Genomic DNA, 24,217 nt, shown 5'->3' on the forward strand with positions numbered 1-24,217 from the left:
CATCAACGGTCGTTCCTGGCTTCAACCGGGAACGACCTTCAAGGAGCATGAAATGACCGCACCAGACATTCTGTGCGCAGGAATGATTGTCGTCGACGTCATCGTGGATGGGCTGGAAGCAATGCCTCGACCGGGCGAAACCGGGCGGGTGTCGAGCGTAACGCTGGCCTCGGGTGGCGACGCGATCAACGAGGCCTTCGCGATTGCCAAGCTTGGCAACAATGTCGGCCTCATGGGGCTCATTGGGCAGGATAGCCAGGGGCAGTTCATCAGGGACCGCTGCGTCCATTATGGGGTTTCGACAGAGGGCCTGCACGCCGACCCCGAGCGTTCGACCACGACCTCGATCGTCCTCCTCGACAAATCCGGGGAGCGCAGCTTTCTGTCCGAACGCAACGCCTCGATCGGCGCCTACGGTCCGGAGCACGTCGATCTCGACATCATCCGCCCCGGCCTCAAGGCGCTTTCCATTGGAAGTATCTTTACCTCGCAGCCCTTCGACACGAAGGCGCTCGCCCCATTGCTGCGCAAGGCCAAATCGGTCGGAGCGATCACCGTCGCCGATATGGTGATGGACCAGCAGGGCTACGGTCTCGATGGCCTGGCAGAGGCGTGGGAATATCTTGACTATGTCGTGCCGAGCGAGCTCGAAGCCCAGATTTTCACCGGATCGACCGATCCCAAGGCGATTGCCGCGGACTTCCGCAGACGAGGCGTGAAGAATGTGATCCTCAAGCGCGGGTCGCAGGGTGTCGTCGGCTTCGTTGACGGAGAAGAGGTGGCTTGCCCGGCGTTCAGCGTTCCCGTCATCGACACCACCGGGGCGGGCGACAATTTCGTCGGTGGTCTCGTGCATTGCCTTGTGCGGAAGATGCCTCTCGCTGACACGTTGCGTTTTGCTTCGGCAGTCGCTGGCTTGTCAGTACAGGCGGTCGGAGCCGGTGCCGGTTTGAAGGATCTCGCTCAGGTCGAGCGGTTCCTGGCGGAACAGCGCGTGCAGGCTTGAGGTGGGCGAAGGTCTGATCATCGGTGTCGATGTCGGCACGCAGAGCGTTCGAGCGCTGCTCGCCGACGCAGCCGGCCGCACTCTTGCATGCGTGCGTCGCGCGACACCAAGCCGACGCATCAGCGAGTACAGTGCCGAATACGACCCTGATGTACTCTGGTCATGCGTGATCGAGCTCCTCAGGGAACTCGCGCAACATGTCCCCAAGGGGCAGGTCGTCGCCGGTATCTCCTGCGCGAGCATGGGCGAATCCTGCGTGCTGGTCGGCGTGGGAGGCGAGGCGCTGGCGCCGGCGCTCGCTTGGTTCGACCGCCGCACTGAAGCTGATGCGGAAGAGGTCGCGGCTTTGATCGGCGCGGATCGGCTGTTCGAGATTACCGGCTATCCGCCGGACGCCACCCTGACCTTGTGCAAGCTGCTCTGGCATCGGCGGTCGCAACCGGATTGCTTCGCGCATGTGAAGCTCGTGCTGCCCATCTCTCCCTGGATCGCGTTCAAGCTCTGCGGCGTCGCCGCGGTCGATCCTTCGCTTGCTGCGCGAACATTATGCCTCGACGTCAATACCGGCACGTGGTCCGATGAACTGCTCGGCACCTTCGGACTGAAGAGCTCCCTGTTCCCTCCAATCATGCCGAGTGGCACGCCCCTGGGGCCGGTGTTGCCCAGCGTTCTGAGGCAGACGGGGCTCGCTGGCGCCCCGATGGTCTGTGTCGGCGCCCAGGACCACATCGCAGGCGGCTTCGCTGCCGGCGCAACGCGGCCGGGCGTGTTTCTGGATAGTTTGGGGACATCCGAGGCAATCCTGGTAACGACCGACCGACCAAAGCTGAAGCTGGACGATAGGCGCTTCGGCTTCGTTCAAACGAGCGCTGCCCTGGATGAACGGTTCTATCTCATCGGTTCGGGGCTCAATCGAAGCGGCGGGGCGATCGAGTGGGCGCTTCGGACGATTGCCCCCGGTATTCCCAGGCAGGACCTGCTTGAAGAAGCGATGGCCGAGCCGGCCGGCGGTGGCGGCGTTATCTTCGTGCCAAATCTGGCGGGAAGTACGGCGCCGAGCCCGGACAGCGCTGCAGCGGGCGCTTTCATCGGACTGACCGATGCCACCAAGCGTTCCTCCCTGCTGCGAGCCGTCTTCGAGGGCGTGGCGATGGAAGCCCGGCTTGTTTCCGACGCGCTGTTTGAGCTTCCCGGTGTTGGCCAACCCGATGATTTCAGGCTGATCGGCGGCAGCACCCGCAACGCATTGTTCCTGGAGATTAAGGCAAGCGTGCTGGGGCGGACGCTTACCGTGTACGACGAGCCGGAAATGACGGCGGTCGGTGCGGCTTTGCTCGGCGGGTTGGGCGCAGGACTATGGCCGGATTTCGCCGCGGCCGCATCCGGGCTCTCGCTTCCGGTAAGAAAGGTTGCGCCGAATCCGGCTTGGCGGCGGGTTTACGAGACGCTTTACGCGTCCGTCTACCGCGATCTCCACCATAGTCTGGCGAGCGCGAACCGATCATTTGCCAATTGCCGTGCTGCAGGGGCAGCGAAAACTGAGGGAGGAAGAGCATGAAGCTTTATCTTGATACCGCCGACCGCCTTGAGATCGAGCGCCATCTCGGGAGTGGCCTGTTCGAGGGCGTCACGTGCAATCCGGCTATCCTGAAGGCAGCCGGCCTGAGTGCCGCGACAGCGAGAAGCTTCTATGAGTGCGCCGTAGGCGCCGGAGCGAAGGAAGTCTTCATCCAGGTTTCCGGCGAGACGTCCGACGCCATGATGACCCAAGCAATGCGTTACATTGAATATGGGCCGGAGGTGGTCATCAAGATACCGGGCACGCTATCGGGAGCTTCGGTGTGCCGTTCGCTGCGTGAAAGACAGGTCAGGGTCCTGATGACCGCCGTTCACGATGCCAAGCAGACGGTCACCGCAATGGCGGCACACGCGACCTATGTCACGCCTTATCTTTCGGAAATGTATCAGGCCGGGCGTGATGGCATCGCGCAGATCACATCCATGCAGAAGATGCTCTCGGCCGCGAAAACGGACACCAGGCTGCTCATGGCCGGGCTCCACGACATGCCGACGCTGATCAAGGTCGCCGAACTCGGCATCGGCTTCCTGACGATTACGCCGAAGATCGCCGACGACCTTTTCCGCGAGGATGCCACGGAAAAGATGGTCGACTTCTTCAACGCGGTTGCTGCCTGATTTCAGGCAGCTCCTCGTGTCCCGCGTTCTCAAATGCGGGACGCAAGACCGCGATCGGCAAGGTTCCGGAGCAAAGCGCGTGTCCCAAAGGTCCATTCAGGGCATTCGTCCGTGCGCGTGACGCGGTTCGCCAAGCGGCCGAGAAGCGGCGTGCCGATCTCGACGATGTCACCGATCTCGTGGGTGAAGCCTTTGCCGACGCCGCGCCGGTCCTTGACGGGGGCGAACATCGTTCCGAGGAACAGCACGACACCGTCAGGATATTGATGGTTGCGGTTGCGAAGCTGGGCCACAAGGTCGGCCGGCTTGCGGCTGATCGCTTCCATGGCGTTCTCGCCGGTCATCTCGAAACCGTCGTCGCCTGTGACGCGGAGCGTCACGCGAACCTTGCCGAGTTCTTCCAGGGTGAACGTTCCATGGAACAGGCGGATAAACGGGCCGATCGAACACGAGGCGTTGTTGTCCTTGGCCTTTCCGAGGAGAAGAGCGGACCGTCCCTCGACATCCCGAAGGTTCACGTCGTTGCCAAGCGTCGCGCCGACAATCTGACCGTCCGAGCGGACCGCGAGCACGACCTCCGGCTCCGGGTTGTTCCACTCGGAGATCGGATGGATGCCGACATCGTCTCCACATCCGACCGATGACATCGGCTGGGCCTTGGTGAAAATCTCCGCGTCCGGGCCGATGCCGACTTCGAGATATTGCGACCACATGTTCATGCCCTGGAGAAGCTCCTTGACCTGACGGGCTTTCTCCGATCCGGCAACCACGCCCCTGAGGCTGTCGCCGATCACGGGAGCGAGACGATCGCGGACCTCCTGCGCGCGACCGGCGTCGCCCTTTGCCTGTTCCTCGATGACGCGCTCCAGCATGCTGTCGGCAAACGTGACGCCGGCCGCCTTGACCGATTGAAGATCGATCGGCGCGAGAAGACGACCGCCTTTGCCTGCGAGGATGTCATCGAGGCGTCCCAGATCCGGTAGGGATGACGTCGATGCGAGCTTCTGTGCGATCCCTTCGAGCTCAAGCAGGCCGGAGACCGTGACGGCAATCTCGGTAAGATCGAGAAGGCGCCCTTCGCGCACCAGAACCGGGCAAGGGCCGCCAGCCTTGTCGGACCAAATCCGGCCGATGAGGATTGCCGAAGTGGCGTCTTGGGGAAGCACGTCCTGGGACGTCAGCACATTGTTCGAACGCATGATCTCTCCTCACGATGCAGAATTATTGGTGCGCGCTATCGCGTTGCCGCGGCGGTCCCGACCCTAAAACCTCTTGACATTTGTCGGGTCGAAGCTTTCTGTTGCTTGCACGCAATATACAGAAAGCTTGTCCATGTCTACAGATTCGAGCGCCGCAGCAATTCTTCTCAACTCTGCTGACGATGTTGCCGTCGCGCGCCGTAGGATCGGCGCCGGGGAAACGACGGGTGTGTCGGGGATCGTTGCCAATCAGATGGTACCGCGTGGCCACAAGGTTGCTCTTCGCGACATGCCTGCCGGATCGGAGCTGAGGAAGTTCGGCCAGGTGATCGGCGTTGCCACACAGGCGATCCGGCCCGGAGACCACGTGCATCTCCACAATCTTGCGATGTCGGAAGGCCATGCCGCGCATCAGTTTTCCACGGAGACAGAAGAGACGGGAATGGTCGCTCCCGCCGATCGCCGCACCTTCATGGGGTATGATCGCGGCGCCGGCGGGGTGGGGACACGAAACTACATCGGCATCCTGACGACGGTGAACTGTTCGGCGACGGTGTCGCGCTACATCGCCGATCATTTCAACCGCATGGGCGGTCTCGATGGTTTCGACAATGTCGACGGCGTGGTAGCGCTGACGCATGGGCTCGGCTGCGCCATCAGCAACAAGTCCGAGGGCTACAAGTATCTGACGCGCGTCATCCAGGGATATGCGCGCCATCCGAATTTCGGCGGCATCCTGATGATCGGGCTGGGCTGCGAAACAAACCAGATTCAGCCGATCCTCGAACACTACCAGCTGGAAGAGGGCCAGCGCTTCAAGACGCTGACGATCCAGCAACTTGGCGGCACGAGAAAGACGATTGAAGCCGCCTGCGACATGATCCGCGAGATGCTGCCTTCCGTGAACAAGGCGGTGCGCACGCCCCAGCCCTTGTCGAAACTCAAGGTCGCGCTCGAGTGTGGCGGCTCCGACGGCTATTCCGGCATTACCGCCAATCCGGCCCTAGGTCACGCCTCGGACATGATCGTGCGCCATGGCGGGACGACATGCCTGGCCGAAACGCCTGAGATTTACGGTGCGGAGCATCTTCTGACCCGTCGCGCCGTGCGCCCGGAGATCGCGCAAAAGCTGATGGATCGCATCGACTGGTGGCGCGACTATACCGCGCGCAATGGCGCCGAGCTGAACAACAATCCGAGCTACGGCAACAAGCAGGGCGGCCTGACGACGATCCTCGAAAAGTCTCTCGGCGCCGTGGCCAAAGGGGGCTCGATGCCGCTCAAGGCTGTTTACGAATATGCGGAGATCATCAACGAAACCGGCTTCGTGTTCATGGATACGCCCGGATACGATCCTGTTGCCGTAACAGGCCAGGTCGCCGGGGGCTGCAATGTCGTTTGCTTCACGACGGGGCGTGGCTCCGTGTCTGGATGGAAGCCGGCACCAACAATCAAGATCGCGACTAACACCGAGATGTACGAGCACATGCGCGAGGACATGGACGCCGACACCGGCGGCATCGCGACGGGCGTCGATACGATCGAGGGCGCCGGCGAAAAACTGTTCGAGCAGATCCTCGCCGTGGCTTCCGGACAGAAGACCGTCAGCGAGGTCTATGATTACGGCGACAACGAGTTCGTGCCGTGGCAGGTCGGGGCAATTACCTGAGCGAAATCACGGGAAGGCCTCACGCGACATTGCGTGGGGCCTTTTGTCCGGTCGCGTCCGAGTGCAAGTCAATGTTTACCGCCTCCATGATTTGCCGCGCCTTTCGCTCGGCTTCCTGCAGGCTGAGGAACACGTTATAGCGGGCGTCATGCAGCTGGCGAAGACGTCCCTGACGCGGCTTCTTGATTTCGCCCATTTTCGTCATGGCTTGCATCGCGCTCGAAACATCATCGAACTTGTCCGATGCTGCGGCACCCAAGATTGCCGCTCCGAGCAGAACTGGCTCCCTGCACATGGGTATGCCGACTTCGAGCCCAGTCGCGTCGGCCAGGATCTGCCTGACTAGGCTGCTCCTGCCCGCGCCGCCGCTGACCACGATCTGCGAAATACCAACGCCTTTTGCGTTCATCGCGTCGACGATCTGGCGTGCTCCATAGGCTATCCCGCCAATTCCGGCGAGATAGAGTTCGCACAGGCTTTCCAGATTGTCGGAGAGGGTGAGCCCCGTGATGGTCGCCTTTGCGTGTGGGTCAGCATGCGGGGCGCGATTGCCGAGAAATTCCGGCACGACGTGAATGCTCGTCGGAATGTTGTCCGCATTCGGGAACCGTTTTTCGCATTCCTGTTCAAGATAGGCCAACAGGTGCAAGACCTCGAGTTTGGCCATCTTCTGAGCTGTCGGAAAGAATGGGTGGCATTGCACGAGGTAATCGATCGCGGCGCCGGCCGCCGACTGCCCGCCTTCCAGCAACCAAAGATCGGGAAGCATTGCCCCGCAATACGGTCCCCATACCCCGGGCACCGATCGTTCGCTTGAGGTGCTGGCCATCGCGCAAGCGGATGTTCCAAACACATAGGCCATTTGACTTTGGGCGACTGCCCCGACACTCAACGAGCCAATGCCTCCGGCATGCGCATCAATCGCCCCTGCGCCGACCGCCGTGGCTGGGAGCAGGCCGAGACTTTCTGCAACCTCGCTCGTCAAACCCGAGCCAACAGGGGTTCCGGGTGCAACAACTGTCCGGCCGATGCGCTGGAAATCGTTAGAAGCAAGATCCGAGAGGCCGACTTGCTTGAAATAGTCAGGATCCCATCGCTTTTCGTGCGCCAGATAAGTCCATTTGCAGGTCACTGTGCAGGCGGAGCGATCGGTAGACCCGGTCGCCTTGTATGTCAGCCAATCGGTGAGGTCGAAAAAATGCCCTGCTCGATTGTATGTATCCGGCAGGTTTTCCTTGAGCCAAAGCAGCTTGGGCGTTTGCATTTCCGGCGATATCGAGCCGCCGACATAGGAGAGTACGAGGTGTTTCGTCCGGTTGATGCGATCGGCCTGGTCAATCGCTCGATGGTCCATCCAGACGATAACGTTGCGATCATTGTCTCCTGTCGGGCTCACCGTGACCGGCGATCCCGCGGCATCGACCACCACCAGCGAGCAGGTCGCATCGAAGCTCACTCCGGCGATCTCCTTAGGGTCCATGCGAGACTTGGTCATCACCTCACGGACGGCTTGGACAACAGCGGACCAGATATCGTCAGAACTCTGCTCGACGATATCTATGCCGATCCGCCACATGCGGATCGGGGATTGGGCGGACGAAAGCAGGAGCCCCGTTTCGGTCACGAGGCCTGCACGCGCGCTGCCGGTGCCGACATCCACGCCGATGAAACAAACCATGTTGAGATCCTCTTCGATAGGGATATCGGCTCAGCCAGGCTAAAGGCTTTCGCTGCGAAGGCTGGAGGCCTGCTCCGGAGTGAGCGCCTCTGGGCGCTCTGCCCGATGGGATACCTGGACCTCGCGCTTAAGCTCGGCCGACTGGAGGACGCCCAGCATGACAGCCAGCGTGTGAAGCGAGAAGTCTCCCGAGCAACGGTGCGGTCGGTTGTTGGCAATGGCGTTCGCCATCTCCGCAAGACCGAGCGAGCGGTAGTTGGCGATCGTGGGGCGGCCAAAGGGATAGTTGATCGCGCCGAACGGAAGCTTGGTCGTGTCGACAGGATTCCAATCCGGCCTTTGTCCGACCAGCGCCAAGGCCTCAGCGTCATGCGTATTGAGGGGCAAAGTGGTGTCGGAGAGCTCCACGTCCCCACCGAATGTATCGGGATCGGGAACGCGAAGGGATGCCTTGGTTCCATGCAGTTCGATCGGGCGCATGCCGTTGCGCCAGATGTCCCAGCTGGCGATGAAGGTGATGGTCGCGCCGCTCTCGAACTTGAGGATGGCGTTGATCGTCGTGAAAGTCTCGACCTTGAAGGTTTTGCCCTTGTTCGGACCTTCGGCACCATAGATGCGTTCGGCCGGGCTGATCTGCCCGGTCGCATACACCGAGGCGACCGGGCCGAGCAGGTTGCAGAGTGACGAGATGTAGTACGGACCGATGTCGAGAACCGGGCCGCCACCGGCTTGGTAGAAGAAGGACGGGTTGGGATGCCAGTGCTCCATTCCCTTGGACATGATCGCCGCGACGCCGGTGAGAATCTGTCCCGCCGATCCGTCGTCGATGTTCCGTCGCGCCGTCTGCTGGCCAGCACCGAGAATGGTATCCGGCGCGCAGCCGATGCGCAGACCTTTCTCCTTCGCGCGGCGAACCAGATCGATACCGTCCTCGAGTGAGGTCGCGAGAGGCTTTTCGACGTAGACATGCTTGCCGGCATCGAGCACCGCGCGGCTCACCTCGGCGTGGACGCTGGGGATCGTCAGGTTGAGGACGATATCGATATCTTTGGATGAAAGGAGCTTGTCGACGGACCTCTCCTCCAGCCCGAATTTGCCGGCGATGCGCTTCGACGCCTCCGGCACGACGTCGGCACAGGCGACGATGTCGATGTCGTGGAAAAGCTTGCTGTTGGCGGCGTAGATGTCGGAAATGTTGCCGCAGCCGATGATACCAACTCTCATTGGGTCCCTCGTTGAATAGGTGATGGAATTTGATGTGGACGCGGCCACATCGCTTATCGCGACTTGAGATAGCCTGCCGGAGCCGCGCCCCTCACGAATGCCAGACGCGCGACGGCCTGCTCGGGCTTCAGCGCATGCAGAATGATCGATCCCTGGTAGCCGCTCTCCTGCATCTTCTGGAGGTAGTAAGGGTAATCCAGCTTTCCGAGCCCCGCCGGCACGTGTCCGGCCTCGCCATCCCGGTCGAGATCCTTGGCGTGAGCCAGCACGATATCGTTGCCGAGAAGGTCGAAGGCCTCGTCAAGCTTCTCGCGCATAAGCGGCAGTTCGCCCTTCTGGAAGATGTTGGCGCCGTCCATGATGATTTTCAGGTTCGGCGAGCCGACCTCGTCCAGCAGACGCCGCGCCTTGCGGACAGTGTTGATGGAATTGCCCACTTCGGTTTCGACACCGAGGAGAATGCCGTGTGCCTCTGCGGTCTTCACCGCCTGTTTGACTGTGACGAGGAGGTCCTGCCACGCTTCCGGGCTATCGCTGTCTTCATGCCTTTTCCACATATCCTCTGGATCGCGCGACCCGGTGCACAACGTGACGACCTTGGTGCCAAGTCTAGGCGCGAGCGCGATCAGGCGGTCCAGACCCTCCGCGCCTTCAGCTCGCTTTGCCGGATCGGGGTCGATCATGTTGTAGGTGCCTGACAGTGCGGAGAGCTCAAGGCCGTTTGCGGCAAAGCCATCCTTGACGGCGGCGATCTGGCTCTCGCTAAGGCTCTCGGGGAACGTGTCACCGAAGGCGTTCACGAGGTCGAACTGGACGCCCGTCGCGCCGGCGGCGGCCATCGCCTTGAGGTTAGCTTCCAGATTGGGGGACGGGAATTCCGGGGAAAGTAGGCCGAGTGTCGCCATGGTCGCATCCAGTGCTTTTGAAGGACTTGTGGTTTGGAAGTCAGGGCCTGATGGCCCTGACTTTTGGCGAGCCGCTGCTGGGCGCAGGGCAGGGAGGTCTTACTTACCGCAGGTGTCGGCTTGCTCCGGCGTGCAGGTCACGAACCCGGTGTCGATCGACGGCGGAACCGTCTTGCCAGCCTTGAGGTCGTGGAGTGCCATCAGTGCCTTGTAGCCGATCTGGTAGGGGTTTTGGCCGACGTTGAAGCTGCTCAGTCCTGCCTTCAGCAGCGGCATCTGCGGCGGCTCGGCATCGCCGAACGAGATGACGAACTGATGGGAATCGATCCGCTCCTTGACCCTGTTCATCGCCCGCTTATAGGCGTCAGGCGCATACTGTGCCCAACCGCCGACCGCGATCAGCGCGTCGAGATCGGGATGCGCGATGACGAGATCGTTGAGCTGCTGCGCGGCCAGGGTGATGTCGTCGTTGTTGTAAAGCGGGCATCCCGACGGTTCGGTCCAGCCGTTCTGGCCGTCGAGCTTGGCGACCGGCTTGGTGCGGTCCGAGCCAGCCAGCGTATCGCGCACGCCCTGGACGCGGGTGTCGAGGTTGATCGAACCTGGTGTTCCGGACTGAATGCACACACTGCCGCCCTTGGGCTTCATCTCGATGACCTTCTTGGCCAGCGTGACGCCGAAATTGTAATTGTCGGTGCCGACGAAGGTGGTGCGGAGGCTCTGATTTTCTTCGGGCAGATCGCTGTCGAAGGTGATGACGGGAACGCCGGAATCCTTGGCCTTCTGAATGAAGCGGGCGACCGACTTGGGGTTCTTGGGCGCGATGGCGATGCCATCAAGTCCGCGCGTCACCATGTCGTTCAGCGTCTGGATCTGGGCGCCTTCGTCATTGCTTGTCGGGCCGACAAACAGGCAGGTGACACCGATCTCCTTGGCGGCGGCCTCGCAACCGTCCTTCATCTTCGCGCCGAAGGGATCGATCAGGCCCTTGGGGATGAGTGCGTATGTCTCGGCGGCGGATGCGCCCGCCGGCAGTGCCGTGGCCACTCCTCCCAGGACCGCCAGTGCTGCCAATGCCTGCTTTGCTTTGTATTTCGAATTCACGTTGATGTCCTCCTCGACAATCTCAGTGTGGTTTGGCTCAGTGTGGTTTTGCTCAGTATGCTTTGGTCTCGCGCAATTCCTCCTGTGGTCACCGGCGAGCGGTGGCCTATTGGCGCGACATGCGCAGTCGCTCCAGCCAGACGGCGAAGATGATGAATGCCCCGACGAAGGTTCCCTGCCAGAAGGGATCGACGCCGGCCAAAAGCAGTGAATTGCGGATGACCTCGATCAGGAGCGAGCCGACGACGGCGCCCGGAGCGCTGCCATATCCGCCCATCAGGTTCGCACCGCCGATGACCGACCCCGCGATGACCTGAAGCTCCTGCCCGGTGCCGAGCACGTTGGTCGCTGCCCCAAGCCAGCCGAGCAGGAACACCGACGTCAGCGCCGTGATCACACCCATGAGGATGTAGACAGAGAGCTTGATCGCATAGACAGGCAGGCCCGTCAGTTCCGCGGCGTTCTGGTTGCCGCCGATCGCCTTCACGTAGCGGCCCCAACGCGTCATCGTCAGTGCGAATTGCATTGCGATCGCCGCGATCAAGACTGCAATCAGCACCGTGGGAATGCCGAGAAGCGTGCCGCCGCCGATCGCCGACAGCATGTCGCCGCCCGGGCCGAAGTCGTAGAAGACCTGGTTGCGTGAGATGACGAGCGTGATCGATCTCAAGACGCTCATCATCCCGAGTGTGACGATGAAGGGCGGCATTTTCATAACGGTGATAAGGAAGCCGTTGATTGCTCCGGCGAAGCCGCCCACCGCCATGGTCAAGACCACCGCCGGAAAGAATGGCATGCCGCCATTTAGCATGATTGCCAGTGAGATCGCGCAGAGGCCGAGGTTCGAACCCGACGAGATATCGATACCACCGGTCATGATGACCGGCGTCATTCCGATCGCCATCAGTGCGACGAAGGCGAAATTCTGCAGGATGTTGGATAGGTTGGCGACTGAAAGGAACTTGGGTGCAACTGCGCCAACGACGATACACAACAGGATGACGACGAGCAGGATCCAGAATTCCTGGCTGTGCAGAAATGCCCTCAGGATACTGCGTTCGCGCTTATCCAGAACTGCGTCCAGATCGGCGGCGTTTGAACTTGTGAGATTTGGCGACCCTGCGGTCGAATTGGTTTGATCGGTCATGTTCGCTCTCAGAATTGATCAGGCGCTGGCCTGGGCGCCGGTGATCAGCGCGGTGATTTCCTGGGGCGAGGTGCTGGCGATCGCCTTGTCCGCGACCTTCTGGCCGCGGCGCATCACGATGACGCGATCACAGACCTCGAAGACATCGGGCATTCGGTGCGATACGAGAACGATCGCCGTGCCCTGGTCTCTAAGGCGTTTGATCAGCGCCAGAACCTCGGCGACCTGACGAACCGAGATTGCGGCCGTCGGTTCGTCCATGAGAACGATCTTCGACTGGGCGAGGCGCGTGCGGGCGATTGCCACGGCCTGGCGTTGGCCGCCGGACATGCGCGCCACCAGATCGCGGGCGCGCGTCTCGGTCTTCAGTTCGCGGAAAATCTCCACGGCTCGCCGGCGCATGGCGCCGTGGTCGAGGAACTTGAAGGGGCCGATCTTGCGCATGATCTCCCGGCCGAGAAAGACGTTTGCCGAGGCTGAGAGATTGTCGCAGAGCGCGAGGTCCTGATAGACGACCTCGACGCCGCTTGCCCGGGCTTCAGCGGGCTTGGTGAAATGGACGTCGGTCCCGTTGAGCCTGTAGCTGCCGGAACTGGGTGTATGATTGCCGGCAATCACCCTGATGAGGGTCGACTTCCCCGCGCCATTGTCGCCCATCAGGCCAACGATTTCCGCAGGCTTGATTGAAAACGAAACATCGGTAAGCGCCTGGATCGCGCCGAAATTCTTCGACACGTTCGCTAGTTCAAGAACACTCTGCAAGCTTCTCCTCCTTCTCGCTGAGTTTTCTGTCGGATGCCGTCACCAGGCGGGAACAAAGTCCAAGACATCGAATCTTTGTCTTAGACCTGAACTAAATTAATCCTCCACATCCCGCTGGCGTCTTGTATCCTCCGTAACCTGCATATAGTCTTAGTCTAAGACTTGTGTCAAATTGTTAATTGGGAGGAGGCGAAGAATGAGTGTGTATGACGAATTGGGGCCGGATATGCAGGCATTTGCCCGGTATTTGAAGAAGGCGGACGATCTGATGGCATCCGAGGCGATCGAGGATGTCAGGTCGGCGACGCGACGGCTCCGTGATGAGGCAAGCCGTGTGATACCGTTCGTTGAGACTGTCGAGGAAGGGGCGTTCGAAGGAATGCGGTATCGTACCTATCGGCCTGCGTCCGCCGAGGGCGTGACCGTCGTCTATCTGCACGGTGGCGCTTGGAGCCATCTCGATCTCGATGTGTACGATCCGATCATGCGCCAGATCGCCGCCGACGGCCCGGTCAAGGTGATCGGGTTCGAATACCCCCTGGTTCCGGAAGTTCGCTTTCCAGCCAATATGGAAGCCTGCGTAGGCTTTGTCCGGCAGGTTATCCTCGACGACCCGAACACGCCGATCGTCCTGATGGGAGATTCCGCTGGGGCGAACCTCGCGATCGGCACGGCAATTATCCTGCGCGATCGACACAAAATCCATGTTGCAGGGCTCGCGCTCATCTATGGCGGCTTCGATCTCGAAAGCGAAAGGGAGTCGTCAGCACGCTACGGCGGGGGCGAGTTACCTATGACCACCGAGGGCGTCCGCTCATCACAGGCGTTTTACCTCGGCGAGGATGGCGATCCCGCCAACCCCCTCATCAGCCCGATAAAGGCCGATCTGCGGGGGCTGCCGCCGACATTCCTGTCGGTCGCGAGCCACGACAATCTCTACGACGAAAACATCGAGATGGCGCGGCAGCTCGGCTATGCCGGCGTCTCCGTGGAACTGAAAATCTACCCCCGCGCCATTCACGGTTTTCTGGAAGCCTGGAGCGTTAGCGGATCGCAGATCGCGAAGACCGCGCTCGAAGATCTCGCGCAGTTCGCCGTCGCTCGCGGACGGTAATCAGGCCGCGACCGAACTGAATGCTGGAAGGAGAAACAGGTCCTCGCGAATGAGGGCCGCCGCTCCGACCGCGGGCAGGCGCTGTCCGGGGCCATCGACGACGATCGGCGGGACTGACAGTCCGGGAATGAACTTCTCCTGCAGCCGTTCGGCCACTCTCTCCGCTACCTTCGGATAGAGAACAGAAAGCGGCCCCGACACCACGATGAGCGCCGGGTCGAGAAGATAGATCGCGTTCAGGAACGCCGCCGCGAGTCTGTCCGACCACACGGAGAGGGTTTCAAGCAACTCCGCATCGGTTTCCCCCATCGCAGCCAGGGCGTTGACGGCATCTTCCGGGTCCTCGGCCGTGCCGATGAACTTGGCGAAGTGCGCGTAGCCGGCGCCGTCCTGGAACGTGTTGGCGCTATTCGAGAGCGCATCCGACAGCCGCATCAGACCGATTTCGCCGGCGACCCCATGTGCACCACGATCGACGATGCCGTTGCGAACGACTGCACTGCCGATACCGTTGGCGAGGACCAGAACCAGCAGGCTCTCCTTCTCGCGCTCAGGCAATCGTTCGGAGATGAGGAAGGCCGTTGCGGCCGCGTCGTTGCAGCATTTGATGACCCAGCCACGCGGCATTGCTGCGGTCAGCATCACCGTCAGATCGACCTCGTTCCACAGGCGAACCGGCGGGATAAAGACCCGGCCGGCTGGCGTGACGATACCCGAAACCGACATGCCGAGGCCGTAGACATCTGTCTCGGAGAGGCGGCTCTCCCGAAGCATTGTATCGACGATGGATCTGATTCTCGGGACAACATTGTCAGCCGGCGTCTCCGAGATCTTGAGGGGGATGGTCACGCGCTTGACGATCGCCAGCGAGAAATCGCAGAGAACTACCAGCAGGTGCTCCGGTGTGACTTCGACGCCCACGAAATATGCGCCGTTCGAGTTCAAGGTCAGCGCGTTGCCCGGACGTCCTCGATAACTCCCACCCTGCTCGATGCCGACCTCGACCACCAATCCGGCATCCATCAATTCGCCCACGGCATAGCCCACTGTCGTCTTGGTGACGCCAAGCTCCCTTGCAAGGTCAGCCTTCGACTGAGGACCTCTGTCACGGAGCAGGCGAAGGCACTTCTGGGAGTTGACATGGCGGAGGAGGCGCGTCGTCGTCATAGGTCGAATTCGTTCCTTTCAATCACCGAGCAGTGTGCATGGCTCAACGCTCGATTGTCTAAGATGTTAGCAGAATCCCGCTCTACGGATAGGATAGTTTTTCTCTGAGACAAATTAAAGCAGTCGAAATCTCGCGGCCACGAAAAGGGCCCCCACGAATGGGAGCCCGGTCTTGGTCAACACGTTTTCCATTGCAATTAATCAGGCATTCCAGCTTTTCATGCCGAGCAGCTTTTCGCCGAGCGGCGTGAGCTCCGCCGTCTTGCCGTGCAGCTTCTCCAGGCCACGCGGATCGCCGACGAAGCCGGCGCGCGCGATCGGAGCGCGTTCGCGCCACGAGCGGATACGGGCTTCGCGCTCGACGAGATCGTGTTCGTCCGCGGGGAACATGGAGATGTACTGCGCCATACGTACCTTGTTTTCCGAGGTGTTGGGTGCGACGCCGTGGGCAAGCAGCGAGTTGAAGATCATCAGATCGCCGGGGAAGAGTTCGAGCTTGACCGCCTTGTTCTCGATACCAGCCATGTTGGGGCGGTGCGGGTCGCGGTCCGCGGGCTGGGTCTTCACCCATTCGTCGAAATGCTCGAAAAGATACGGGACGCACTGGAAACCGCCGATATCGCCACCGTCCTGATGGACCAGCGAAAGCACGCCTTGAACCGCGATCGGCAGCGGATCAAGCGATGTGTCCGCGTCCCAGTGGATGAAGCCGGGGGAGGCGCGCTTGCCCCTGTTCGGCGTGTTCAGGTTTGCGCGGTCGATCGACACCCAAAGGTCTTCCATGTCCCAGATGTCGACGAAGGCGTCATAGATGCGCTGCTCCATCCGGTTATTCCAGAGAAGCTGGTGATGGTAGACCTCCACCATGCCCGTATTGGCAACCGCGCCGTCCGGAACAGGATTGCGTGAAGCGACGTCCCACGTGGATGGATCGTTGGGGTCCTTCTCCTCGAACTCCCACAGCATCGCCTTGAGGCGGTCGACGCTTTCCTTGGGCACGGCGTTGCGGACGATCACGTAGCCGCATTTCTGCCAATGCTTGAAGTCCTCCTCCGAGAGCACGCGCAAGGGCAGCTTCTTGTTGATCTGGGCGAGCGGCGTCGTGGCGCGGCTCGATGTCGGATGGTCGTCCTTGTTGATATCGGTAGCGTGGGTCATCGTTTCTCCTCCTTGGCAGCCAGTCTCCAACCGGCATTCGAGAACGATATCCGAGGCCTTGCTGGCCATGTGGTAGCGCCGTGTTGAATAATGATACTATTGTCGCGTCTATCCGGCGCTCAACGTCACCTCCGGTATATCGGCGCAGTGAGCATCAATTCAGGTCGGTCGCCGCTGAGGCAGATTTCTCCCGACCGAGACCGCTGTTGCGAACGAAACGACGGAATTCCGGTGGCAAGTCTATCCTCAGTGCCGTTTCTAGCGCTAAACTGGAGGGAATCCGGGGCGGGGAGGTTGCGCCGGAGCTTGCCGGTCTTGGGATGGAGACTTCATGAAGCCGTTTCTGGAAAAGGTTGTGGTCGCCGACGATGCGTCTTGGTCGATGGTGCGGGCGCTGAGGCACCCCAACGTTCCGTTCGAGTGGCATCATCACCCGGAATTCGAACTCACACTGACCACGAACTCGCGCGGGCACCGCTTCGTCGGCGACCATGTCGGGACGTATGACGATGGGGACCTAGTGCTGTTAGGGCCGCACCTTCCACATACCTGGTCGTCGTCCAGCAAGATTAACGAGGATCAACCCCACAACGTTATGGTGATCTGGTTTCGGCCTGAATGGGCGCGGGGGCTGACCGAACTTCTGACCGAACTGAAGCCGATCAACGCGATGTTGGAGCGGTCTTCGCGCGGTCTTCAGTTTTCCCCGCAGGCGTCCGATCGGGTCCGAGCATCGATCGAAGCCATATTCGACAAGCGGCCTGCCGACCGGCTGATGGATTTGATGGCCATTCTCCTGTCGCTTGCGACGGACGAGGGTGCTGCTCCGCTGAGCGCGCCCAACAAGGCACCGCTGGCAACCGAGGCGCCCGGTTCGAGGATCGACCGGGTACTCGAACACGTCCACAAGAATTACCGGGACGAGATCAGGGTTGCCGACCTGAAGGAGCTCGCCGCGCTCAGCACGTCCGCGTTCCATCGCATGTTCCTGCGGCACACGCGCTTGACGCTCAGCGAATACGTCACGCGACTGCGGATCGGGGAAGCGTGCGGTGAGTTGATTGCTGGCGATCGGCCGATTGCATCGATCGCCGAGGCCGTCGGCTATCGCTCGCTTGCAAACTTCGGGCGGCAGTTCAAGACGCTCAAGGGCCAGACCCCACGCGAATACCGACAGCGGTTCAACGCCGGGCGGGCCGGACAATCCAACCGAGCGACGAAGGTTGTTGGCCCGGCAGACACTTAGGACTCGGGTGCGCCACTGACGCCGAAGGTGGCGAGTTGCTCCAGCGATGCCAGGCAGCGCTTGCAGTTGCCGCCAAAGCGACAGGGATTAGCCACCTCGTCATCATCGCCAAGACGGCCTTCGACGAAGCGAGCCGCCTCGATATCATCAGGATGATAGTCCGATCCATACGGCCCGCGCCGTTCTCCACCATGGCACATACTCGTCCTCCCAAGACATATGGCATGTGCGAAGGATATGGATTCGCCGGAGCCCGTGTTGTCCCGGTTTCTCTCATTCTGATACTATTGTCGCGTTCCCGCTGGCGTTTGGGCTTCAATAGGAGAAATGATTCCGGTCGGCTCGGTTCACACGAAGAAACTCGCAGGCTCCGTCGTTCCCTCGTGGCGAACCATCTCGGCGCGCGCAACGACGCCGGCGACCGAACTCCTGATATGAGCGCGCATGGCGGCTTCCGTCTTGGCGGGGTCTCCTTGGCGGATGGCGGCAAAAACCGCCGCGTGCTCATCGAAGAATGCTTCTCGCGGCAGCTTCTCGACCTTGGTTCCGACGGTATGTTTGGATAGCGTGAGCAAGCAATGCGTCGGCTGCAGCGCCTTGGCAAGCTCGCGGTTGCTGGTGCGTTGCACGCAGGTGACATGCAGATCGACTTCGAGTTCATACATTTCGGCGGCCGAGATCGCGGGATAACGGCTCGCTCCATCAGTCAGCCGCGCGGTCATGGCGGCCACCTCATCGTCGGTGAGCCGTTCCAATGCGCCGGCGAGAGCGACGGGTTCGAGATGCTCGCGCAGTTCGTAAAGCTCGAGGATGCGCCGCTCGTCCAAGGGGACGACCGACCATCGGGACGCCTCGTCCTTCTCGATCATGCCAAGGGTTTCCAATCGCGAAAGCACATCGCGGGCGACGGTGCGGCCCACGCCATAGTGCCTGGCGAGCTCGTGCTCGTTGAGCCTTGCCCGACCAAAGAACGAGCGGTGCACGACCTTCTGCTCGACGTCGTCGTAAAGCGTCTGCCACGCGAAATTGATGCGGGGCTCGTGGAGGATCGACAGGCGGGCCAGAGATTGGGCCAATGGAACGCGGATCGGCTCGACCCCCGAGGCGCCGACGATATAGCCGTGGGCTCCGGCGCGGTGCATGAGGCCCTCCGCCATCAGCTCCTGCAGCGCAGTTCGTACAGGTACCCGACTGGAGCCGACAAGCTGGGACAGTGGCACCTCCGTCAAGACGGTCCCGGGCGCGATATCCCCGCTGACGATAGCATCCCTGAGGCTCCGGCTTAGCTTTTCAGCCAACGTCTGTTTGCGCTGCAATTCGGAGCCCATGCCTCTTCGATCGTTCGATGAAAGCGATTGTATCGTCCTCGGCTCGGCATGTCGACTACTGCGCCGGTCAGCCAACAGCTCGGCTGACCGGGATTTGACGGCTCTTATGCCGCGGGCAAAAGTCCCTCGGGCATGTTCTGGAAGCAGACGGGACGCAGGAATCGGCGGATCGACATGGTGCCGACCGACGTCGCTCCGAAGTTCGTGCTGGCCGGGTAGGGACCGCCATGCACCATGCTATCAACCACTTCGACGCCGGTCGGATAGCCGTTGACGAGAACTCGGCCGGCCTTGCGCGTCAGGATCGGCATCAGGCGGCGTGCCAGATCGGTGTCCTCGGCATCCATGTGCAACGTGGCGGTGAGTTGCCCGACAAAGCTCTTGGCCAGCGAAGGCATATCTTGCGCACCTGGAACACGCACAACGAGGCTGAGCGGGCCGAAGACTTCTTCCGCGAGCGTATGGTCGTCGAGGAAGGTGCTCATCGGCACTTCGTAAAGGTTGGGCGATGCGTTCCGCCCGGTGCTGTCGGTGGTATAGACGGCTTTCACCGAGTTGCGGGTTTCGAAGCGCGATTTTCCAGAGCGGTAGGCGTCTGCCATACCCGATGTCAGCATCGTCTGTGGGGCGATCGCCTTCAATGCGTCCGCGACCGATGCCACGAAGGCGTCACCGTCCGATCCCTCGGGAACGACGGCAATCCCGGGGTTCGTGCAAAGCTGCCCGGCGGATGCCGTCATCGACGCCGCCCAACCCTTGGCAATGGCATCGGCTCTAGCCTTCAGCGCATGCGGCAGCACGAACATCGGGTTTACCGAACCCAGTTCACCGAAGAAGGGAATAGGCTCTGGACGGGAGGCGCAGAGATCGAAGAGCGCGCGTCCGCCGCCGAGCGAACCGGTGAAGCCGACGGCCTTGATCATCGGATGTTGCACAAGAGCCGTGCCGACATCGCGCCGCCCGCCCTGGACGAGCGAGAAGACGCCAGGGGCAATGCCGCATTTCCGGATTGCGGCGTGAACGGCTTCTGCCACGATTTCCGAGGTGCCGGGGTGTGAGGAGTGGCCCTTGACGACGACGGGGCATCCCGCCGCCAAGGCTGCGGCGGTATCGCCACCAGCCACCGAGAAGGCGAGCGGAAAATTCGAAGCGCCGAACACCGCGACCGGTCCGACCGGCTGCTGGATCAGGCGAAGGTCAGGGCGGGGAAGCAGCTGGCGGTCGGGAAGCGCAGCGTCGTGACGTTCGTCGAGATAGTCACCGTCCTCAATGACCTTGGCGAAAAGGCGCAGCTGGCCGGTCGTGCGTCCGCGTTCTCCGTTCAGTCTTGCCTCGGGCAGGCCGGTCTCCTGACATCCGATGGCTGTGATGTCGGCTGCACGGGCCTCGATTTCGTCTGCGATCGCATTCAGGAATGCCGCGCGGCTGGCCCTCGTGCTGTAGCCGTAAGGCCAGAAGGCGTCTTCGGCGGCGTTGCAGGCCTGATTGACAAGATCGACGGTGCCCATCGAGAAGGACGAGGCTTCGCCCGTCGCCGGCTCGTTCTGGAAGGTCGCTCCTCCGCCGATCCAGTTTCCCGCGATCAGGTGTTTTCCGTGGGGTTTAAAGGTCATGTGTCTATCCTCCAGTTTTGTTAGCGCGATCCAGCGCCGATCGATCGGTCAAGGTGGGTATAGCCGCCATCCGGGAATATCCACTGACCGGTCGTATGGTTCGAGCGATCCGACAAGAGGAACGCGCAGGCGTCGCCGATCTCGCGGGCTTCCGTCATGCGTTGTCCGAGCGGGATGCGGTTGGTTATCTCCTTCAACGCCGCCTCCGGGTCAGCCATTGTGTCGAGCCAGCGGCGATAAAGCGGTGTCATCACTTCCGCGACGACGATCGCGTTCACACGGACCTTGTCGGGCAGGAATTCGACAGCCCACTCGCGCGTCATCCCCAGTTGCGCCGCCTTGGCTGCAATGTAGGCGGATGTGCCGCCCTGGCCAGTCAGCGCGGTCTTGGAGGATATGTTGACGATCGCGCCCTGGGTTGCCCTGAGGTCGTCGGCCAGCAGGTGCACCATGGTGTAGTAGTGGACGAGATTTTGGTCGAGGCTGTCGCGGAAGGCATCCGGCCCCTTGTCTATCCCGACACCGTCGTTCGCGCCGGCATTGTTGACCAGGCCATGGATCGAACCATGACGCTGCCTGATCGCGCCGACCGCTGCGCGGCAAGCCTCGTCATTCGAGAGCTCGGCCTGCTGGAAATCCGCACCGGTTGCCGAAAGCCATTCCTCGGACGGCCGGCGGCGTGCGAGAACCACGGGCTTTGCGCCTTCCTCGGCTAGGACCTCGCAGATCGCTGCTCCGATGCCGGAACCGCCGCCCGTGACGACAACGACTTTGCCCTGGAGGTGTAAATCCATCACTTTGCTCCTGTTGTGTGATCTGAAAGTCGAAGGCCGGTTGTCACCTATGATCTCAGGACCATCAGGCGATCCCGTAGAAGCGGATCGCGGTTCCGCCCATGATCGCCGCTCGTTCCGTGGGAGAAAGCTCGTCGAGAAGTTCGCCGACGTAGCCGAACCAGTCCTCGTAGCCGGCAGAAAGTGTCAGAACCGGCCAATCGCTCCCCCACATCAGACGGTTAGGGCCAAACCAGTCCAGTAAACGGCCGAAGATCGCGTCGAGGGATGGCTTCGGATTGCGCAACTCCTGACGCGAAAACTCCGTGAGAAGTCCCGATAGTTTGCAATGAATCCTGCCGTCGCGCGAAAGCGCGCGCATTCCTTGTTCCCAAGCGGATTTGTCGCCCGGCTGCGGCTTGGCGCCATGGTCGACAACGATCGGAATTTCTGGGTTGTCCGCAGCGAATTTCGCCAGAACGGGTAGATGGCGCTCGGTAATCAGTGCATCGAAGCGCAGACCCAGCTGCTTAATTGCACCCAGGACATCCGATCGTGGTGCGGTCAGCAGCCATTCGGTGTCCTCGATATCCTGCAGCATCGGGCGCACGGACTTGAGCTTGGGGTTTGGCGACCATCTTTTGAGCGTCGCGATGGAACCGCTTGAAGTGAGGTCTATCCAGCCAACGACACCTGAGATGAAGGTGTGTTCGGTGGCTAGTGCCAGCAGGTAGTCGGTCTCCGCGACCGTTGGTGCGGCCTGGACTGCAATGACGTTGCGTTTGGCCGGATAATCGAACGGCCCGAAATCCATTCGAATAGAGGCGAGAGTTTCGTCGCCGGTCTGCAGCCAGCCGTAGTCGCTGCGCGATAGCTGCCAGAAATGGCAATGTGAGTCCAAGATTTGGGATGATCCGTCACGATTTTCCACGCAGTCCCTCCGCTTCCCGCCCATCGAAGTGCCACATCGGCCTTAGTTCATCGCCAAAACCAACATATGATCTGATTATTGCGTGCATTATACAGAAGCGCTTGCGCAGTCAATATTTTAACGCTAAATCTAGCGCCGACCGCCGAGTTTAGCGCTCCAAGTGACGCGCTCGGAATCAGGTAACGATCACACGAAATAGGAGGATGTACTCGTGGCGATGATGGACCTCGATTTGACAGGCAAGACCGCGCTGATCACCGCATCGGTGACAGGGATTGGCCTTGCCACCGCCCAGGGCCTGACGGCGCGTGGCGCAAAGGTTTGGATCAACGGGAGAAACGCGGATCGCCTGACGAAGGCTGCGGATGAGGTGCGCGAGCGCGTTCCTGGCGCCCAGGTCATGACGGTTCAGGCGGATGTTGCGACCGCGGAGGGCTGCCAGAAGGTCATCGATATCGTCAAGGACGTCGATATCCTGATCAATATGGCCGGCGGCACCAGCAACCTTGTACCATTTGAAAAGCTGACCGACGAGGACTGGCAGTTCCAGTGGGATTTCAACGTCATGAGCGGCGTTCGACTGACGCGCCATTATGCGCCGCTTCTCAAGAAGAAGGACTTCGGTCGGATCATCTTCATGACCAGCGAGTCCGGCCTCGTCAGCACGCCCGTGCTGATCGACTACGGCGTCTGCAAGGCAGCCGTCATTCGGCTGTCTCGCAGCATCGCCGAGGAGTTTCACCGCACCAACGTCACGGTCAACTGCGTCGCTCCCGGCGGCACGATCAGCGAATGGGTCTATCGCGAGGCCAAGGGCATGTCTCTCGAGGCGTTCGAGAAACGCCACTTCGAGGTCAATGAGCCGACGTCGCTGCTCGGCCGTTTCGCCGAGGCGGACGAGGTCGCCAACATGATCGTCTATCTCTGCTGCCCGGCGTCCAACGCGACGCGTGGCGCGCTGTTGCGCGTCGAAGGCGGCGCGGTGCGTACCGACTGATTTCTGCGTGAGCCGACTGAAGAGGAGGCCCTATCGCCGCTCGTTGAACGGCGTGGGGCAGCCACCTATTCGCGAACGAGCCAGCTCGGACGCTGGCGGAACAATGGAACTCGTACGATGAAACTCGCAATCCATTCCTTCGTGTGGAGCGACGCCCAGGACCAGAACAGCCTTGAACTGGTGATGGAAAAGGCCGTTGCGACCGGATACAGCCTGATCGAATTCCCCGGTGTCGATCGCAACAAGATCAATGTAGACCGCATCGCAAAGCGCGCCGAACAGCTCGGTCTCGGCGTTCTCGCCTCGGCGGGCCTTGCGCCTGAATACGACCTCACAAGCGAAGACCCCGAAGTCGTCCGTCGCGGCGAGGCGTTCCTCCACGAGGCCGTCAGCGTTGCCCGCGATCTGGGCAGCCGGCAGATGAGCGGCCCGATGTTCTCGGCGCATCAGAAGTTCAAGACGATGCCGACCCGCCGTGGTTGGGATACGAGCGTCGGCGTGCTTCAGAAAGTTTCCGAGAAGGCTAAAGCCGCGAACGTGGCGCTGTGCATGGAACTCGTCAACCGATACGAGACGAACCTGATCAACACGGTCCAGCAGGGGCTCGCCTACATCCGCGACAGCGGCTCTGACAACATCTACCTGCACCTCGACACCTTTCATATGAACATGGAGGAAGAGGACCCGGCACAGGCGATCCGTCTGGCGGGCGACCGCATCGGCTATTTCCATATCGGTGAAAGCAATCGCGGCAATCTCGGTTCCGGCACCATCCAGTATGCTCCGATCTTCGATGCGCTCCTGGACATCGGCTATTCCAGGAATATCGGGATTGAGGCCTTCGCGAACGCCGGCTGCGGCGATTGGTTGAAAGCGATCTGCGCCGTTTGGCGGGAGAACTGGAGCGACGGCGATAATTTCGCGCGGACTTCCAAGACCTTCGTGGAAATGAAGATCAATGAGGCCAAGGGCCGCCGGGCGGCCTATCGCGCCGCCTGAC

Annotated in this window: 22 protein-coding genes; 8 read left to right on the forward strand and 14 right to left on the reverse strand. The window is 61.1% G+C overall.

Annotated features, from left to right (window positions below; all coding sequences use genetic code 11):
• The first annotated feature begins 52 nt into the window (after window positions 1–52).
• The 3 genes from D460_RS0106135 to D460_RS0106145 are packed head-to-tail and all read left to right on the forward strand — an operon-like array spanning window position 53 to window position 3,202.
• Complete coding sequence (locus D460_RS0106135) at window positions 53–1,006, forward strand: carbohydrate kinase family protein (RefSeq protein ID WP_081619863.1); 954 nt, start codon at window positions 53–55, stop codon at window positions 1,004–1,006.
• A 1-nt stretch (window position 1,007) separates the two neighbouring features.
• Window positions 1,008–2,564: an FGGY-family carbohydrate kinase gene (locus D460_RS0106140; RefSeq protein ID WP_018897642.1), complete on the forward strand. Its 1,557-nt coding sequence runs from the start codon at window positions 1,008–1,010 to the stop codon at window positions 2,562–2,564.
• Window positions 2,561–3,202 carry a transaldolase family protein gene (locus D460_RS0106145; protein WP_018897643.1) on the forward strand — a complete coding sequence of 214 codons (642 nt, stop codon included), beginning with the start codon at window positions 2,561–2,563 and terminating at the stop codon, window positions 3,200–3,202. Before D460_RS0106140 ends, D460_RS0106145 begins: the two co-directional genes overlap by 4 nt.
• Before the next feature lie 29 nt (window positions 3,203–3,231).
• Here the strand turns inward: D460_RS0106145 and D460_RS0106150 are convergent, their stop codons facing one another.
• A complete protein-coding gene (locus tag D460_RS0106150; RefSeq protein ID WP_018897644.1) occupies window positions 3,232–4,401 on the reverse strand; it encodes a fumarylacetoacetate hydrolase family protein in 1,170 nt (389 codons plus the stop codon).
• Between the two features lie 133 nt (window positions 4,402–4,534).
• Here D460_RS0106150 and D460_RS0106155 point away from each other — a divergent pair, with 133 nt between their 5' ends.
• Window positions 4,535–6,070, forward strand: coding sequence for an altronate dehydratase family protein (locus tag D460_RS0106155; RefSeq protein WP_037110897.1), 1,536 nt, complete (start codon window positions 4,535–4,537; stop codon window positions 6,068–6,070).
• 19 nt (window positions 6,071–6,089) lie between these two features.
• Here D460_RS0106155 and D460_RS0106160 read toward each other — a convergent pair whose 3' ends face one another.
• The 6 genes from D460_RS0106160 to D460_RS0106185 all read right to left on the reverse strand — a co-directional run bounded on the left by D460_RS0106160 (window position 6,090) and on the right by D460_RS0106185 (window position 12,890).
• Window positions 6,090–7,748, reverse strand: a complete 1,659-nt coding sequence (locus tag D460_RS0106160; RefSeq protein ID WP_018897646.1) for an FGGY-family carbohydrate kinase — start codon at window positions 7,746–7,748, stop codon at window positions 6,090–6,092.
• A gap of 39 nt (window positions 7,749–7,787) precedes the next feature.
• Window positions 7,788–8,972, reverse strand: coding sequence for a Gfo/Idh/MocA family oxidoreductase (locus tag D460_RS0106165; protein ID WP_018897647.1), 1,185 nt, complete (start codon window positions 8,970–8,972; stop codon window positions 7,788–7,790).
• Window positions 8,973–9,025: 53 nt separating this feature from the next.
• Window positions 9,026–9,877: a sugar phosphate isomerase/epimerase gene (locus tag D460_RS32630; protein ID WP_081619864.1), complete on the reverse strand. Its 852-nt coding sequence runs from the start codon at window positions 9,875–9,877 to the stop codon at window positions 9,026–9,028.
• Between the two features lie 99 nt (window positions 9,878–9,976).
• Window positions 9,977–10,981: a sugar-binding protein gene (locus D460_RS0106175; RefSeq protein WP_018897649.1), complete on the reverse strand. Its 1,005-nt coding sequence runs from the start codon at window positions 10,979–10,981 to the stop codon at window positions 9,977–9,979.
• Window positions 10,982–11,087: 106 nt separating this feature from the next.
• The gene (locus D460_RS0106180) at window positions 11,088–12,128 is read right to left on the reverse strand and encodes an ABC transporter permease (RefSeq protein WP_018897650.1); all 1,041 of its coding nucleotides are present in this window, start codon (window positions 12,126–12,128) and stop codon (window positions 11,088–11,090) included.
• 18 nt (window positions 12,129–12,146) lie between these two features.
• The gene (locus D460_RS0106185) at window positions 12,147–12,890 is read right to left on the reverse strand and encodes an ATP-binding cassette domain-containing protein (protein WP_037110899.1); all 744 of its coding nucleotides are present in this window, start codon (window positions 12,888–12,890) and stop codon (window positions 12,147–12,149) included.
• A gap of 226 nt (window positions 12,891–13,116) precedes the next feature.
• On the opposite strand from D460_RS0106185, the gene D460_RS32635 reads away from it, so the two are divergent.
• Window positions 13,117–14,004 carry an alpha/beta hydrolase gene (locus tag D460_RS32635; RefSeq protein ID WP_051110770.1) on the forward strand — a complete coding sequence of 296 codons (888 nt, stop codon included), beginning with the start codon at window positions 13,117–13,119 and terminating at the stop codon, window positions 14,002–14,004.
• Here the strand turns inward: D460_RS32635 and D460_RS0106195 are convergent, their stop codons facing one another.
• Both D460_RS0106195 and D460_RS0106200 read right to left on the reverse strand, forming a co-directional pair.
• On the reverse strand, window positions 14,005–15,171 hold the full coding sequence (locus tag D460_RS0106195; protein WP_018897653.1) for an ROK family transcriptional regulator: 1,167 nt from the start codon (window positions 15,169–15,171) through the stop codon (window positions 14,005–14,007).
• A 201-nt stretch (window positions 15,172–15,372) separates the two neighbouring features.
• Window positions 15,373–16,329, reverse strand: a complete 957-nt coding sequence (locus D460_RS0106200) for a phytanoyl-CoA dioxygenase family protein (protein ID WP_018897654.1) — start codon at window positions 16,327–16,329, stop codon at window positions 15,373–15,375.
• Between the two features lie 331 nt (window positions 16,330–16,660).
• Here D460_RS0106200 and D460_RS0106205 point away from each other — a divergent pair, with 331 nt between their 5' ends.
• Window positions 16,661–17,575: an AraC family transcriptional regulator gene (locus D460_RS0106205; protein WP_018897655.1), complete on the forward strand. Its 915-nt coding sequence runs from the start codon at window positions 16,661–16,663 to the stop codon at window positions 17,573–17,575.
• Here the strand turns inward: D460_RS0106205 and D460_RS0106210 are convergent.
• The 5 genes from D460_RS0106210 to D460_RS0106230 all read right to left on the reverse strand — a co-directional run bounded on the left by D460_RS0106210 (window position 17,572) and on the right by D460_RS0106230 (window position 22,220).
• Window positions 17,572–17,775: a hypothetical protein gene (locus D460_RS0106210; RefSeq protein WP_018897656.1), complete on the reverse strand. Its 204-nt coding sequence runs from the start codon at window positions 17,773–17,775 to the stop codon at window positions 17,572–17,574. The two genes, D460_RS0106205 and D460_RS0106210, sit on opposite strands and share 4 nt — an antisense overlap.
• 147 nt (window positions 17,776–17,922) lie before the next feature.
• Window positions 17,923–18,903, reverse strand: a complete 981-nt coding sequence (locus D460_RS0106215; RefSeq protein WP_037110901.1) for a GntR family transcriptional regulator — start codon at window positions 18,901–18,903, stop codon at window positions 17,923–17,925.
• A 104-nt stretch (window positions 18,904–19,007) separates the two neighbouring features.
• On the reverse strand, window positions 19,008–20,516 hold the full coding sequence (locus D460_RS0106220; protein ID WP_018897658.1) for an aldehyde dehydrogenase (NADP(+)): 1,509 nt from the start codon (window positions 20,514–20,516) through the stop codon (window positions 19,008–19,010).
• A gap of 20 nt (window positions 20,517–20,536) precedes the next feature.
• Complete coding sequence (locus tag D460_RS0106225) at window positions 20,537–21,310, reverse strand: SDR family oxidoreductase (RefSeq protein WP_018897659.1); 774 nt, start codon at window positions 21,308–21,310, stop codon at window positions 20,537–20,539.
• A gap of 64 nt (window positions 21,311–21,374) precedes the next feature.
• Window positions 21,375–22,220 (reverse strand): amidohydrolase family protein, encoded by an 846-nt coding sequence (locus D460_RS0106230; RefSeq protein WP_245267715.1) that lies wholly within the window; start codon window positions 22,218–22,220, stop codon window positions 21,375–21,377.
• Between the two features lie 217 nt (window positions 22,221–22,437).
• On the opposite strand from D460_RS0106230, the gene D460_RS0106235 reads away from it, so the two are divergent.
• Together D460_RS0106235 and D460_RS0106240 are read left to right on the forward strand one after the other, a co-directional pair.
• The gene (locus tag D460_RS0106235) at window positions 22,438–23,217 is read left to right on the forward strand and encodes an SDR family NAD(P)-dependent oxidoreductase (protein WP_018897661.1); all 780 of its coding nucleotides are present in this window, start codon (window positions 22,438–22,440) and stop codon (window positions 23,215–23,217) included.
• A 117-nt stretch (window positions 23,218–23,334) separates the two neighbouring features.
• Complete coding sequence (locus D460_RS0106240) at window positions 23,335–24,216, forward strand: sugar phosphate isomerase/epimerase (protein WP_018897662.1); 882 nt, start codon at window positions 23,335–23,337, stop codon at window positions 24,214–24,216.
• Window position 24,217: the final 1 nt, after the last annotated feature.

This window comes from Rhizobium sp. 2MFCol3.1 (assembly GCF_000377565.1).
Taxonomy (GTDB): Bacteria; Pseudomonadota; Alphaproteobacteria; order Rhizobiales; family Rhizobiaceae; genus Rhizobium.

Bases quoted from the DNA above. Each gene is read 5' to 3' on its own strand.
- D460_RS0106150 (WP_018897644.1), bottom strand. From the start codon at position 4,401: ATGCGTTCGAACAATGTGCTGACGTCCCAGGACGTGCTTCCCCAAGAC.
- D460_RS0106160 (WP_018897646.1), bottom strand. From the start codon at position 7,748: ATGGTTTGTTTCATCGGCGTGGATGTCGGCACCGGCAGCGCGCGTGCA.
- D460_RS0106210 (WP_018897656.1), bottom strand. From the start codon at position 17,775: ATGTGCCATGGTGGAGAACGGCGCGGGCCGTATGGATCGGACTATCAT.
- D460_RS0106220 (WP_018897658.1), bottom strand. From the start codon at position 20,516: ATGACCTTTAAACCCCACGGAAAACACCTGATCGCGGGAAACTGGATC.
- D460_RS0106155 (WP_037110897.1), top strand. From the start codon at position 4,535: ATGTCTACAGATTCGAGCGCCGCAGCAATTCTTCTCAACTCTGCTGAC.
- D460_RS0106205 (WP_018897655.1), top strand. From the start codon at position 16,661: ATGAAGCCGTTTCTGGAAAAGGTTGTGGTCGCCGACGATGCGTCTTGG.
- D460_RS0106165 (WP_018897647.1), bottom strand. From the start codon at position 8,972: ATGAGAGTTGGTATCATCGGCTGCGGCAACATTTCCGACATCTACGCC.
- D460_RS0106200 (WP_018897654.1), bottom strand. From the start codon at position 16,329: ATGACCCACGCTACCGATATCAACAAGGACGACCATCCGACATCGAGC.
- D460_RS0106180 (WP_018897650.1), bottom strand. From the start codon at position 12,128: ATGACCGATCAAACCAATTCGACCGCAGGGTCGCCAAATCTCACAAGT.
- D460_RS0106225 (WP_018897659.1), bottom strand. From the start codon at position 21,310: ATGGATTTACACCTCCAGGGCAAAGTCGTTGTCGTCACGGGCGGCGGT.
- D460_RS0106215 (WP_037110901.1), bottom strand. From the start codon at position 18,903: ATGGGCTCCGAATTGCAGCGCAAACAGACGTTGGCTGAAAAGCTAAGC.
- D460_RS0106195 (WP_018897653.1), bottom strand. From the start codon at position 15,171: ATGACGACGACGCGCCTCCTCCGCCATGTCAACTCCCAGAAGTGCCTT.
- D460_RS0106240 (WP_018897662.1), top strand. From the start codon at position 23,335: ATGAAACTCGCAATCCATTCCTTCGTGTGGAGCGACGCCCAGGACCAG.
- D460_RS0106145 (WP_018897643.1), top strand. From the start codon at position 2,561: ATGAAGCTTTATCTTGATACCGCCGACCGCCTTGAGATCGAGCGCCAT.
- D460_RS32635 (WP_051110770.1), top strand. From the start codon at position 13,117: ATGCAGGCATTTGCCCGGTATTTGAAGAAGGCGGACGATCTGATGGCA.
- D460_RS0106235 (WP_018897661.1), top strand. From the start codon at position 22,438: ATGATGGACCTCGATTTGACAGGCAAGACCGCGCTGATCACCGCATCG.
- D460_RS32630 (WP_081619864.1), bottom strand. From the start codon at position 9,877: ATGGCGACACTCGGCCTACTTTCCCCGGAATTCCCGTCCCCCAATCTG.
- D460_RS0106135 (WP_081619863.1), top strand. From the start codon at position 53: ATGACCGCACCAGACATTCTGTGCGCAGGAATGATTGTCGTCGACGTC.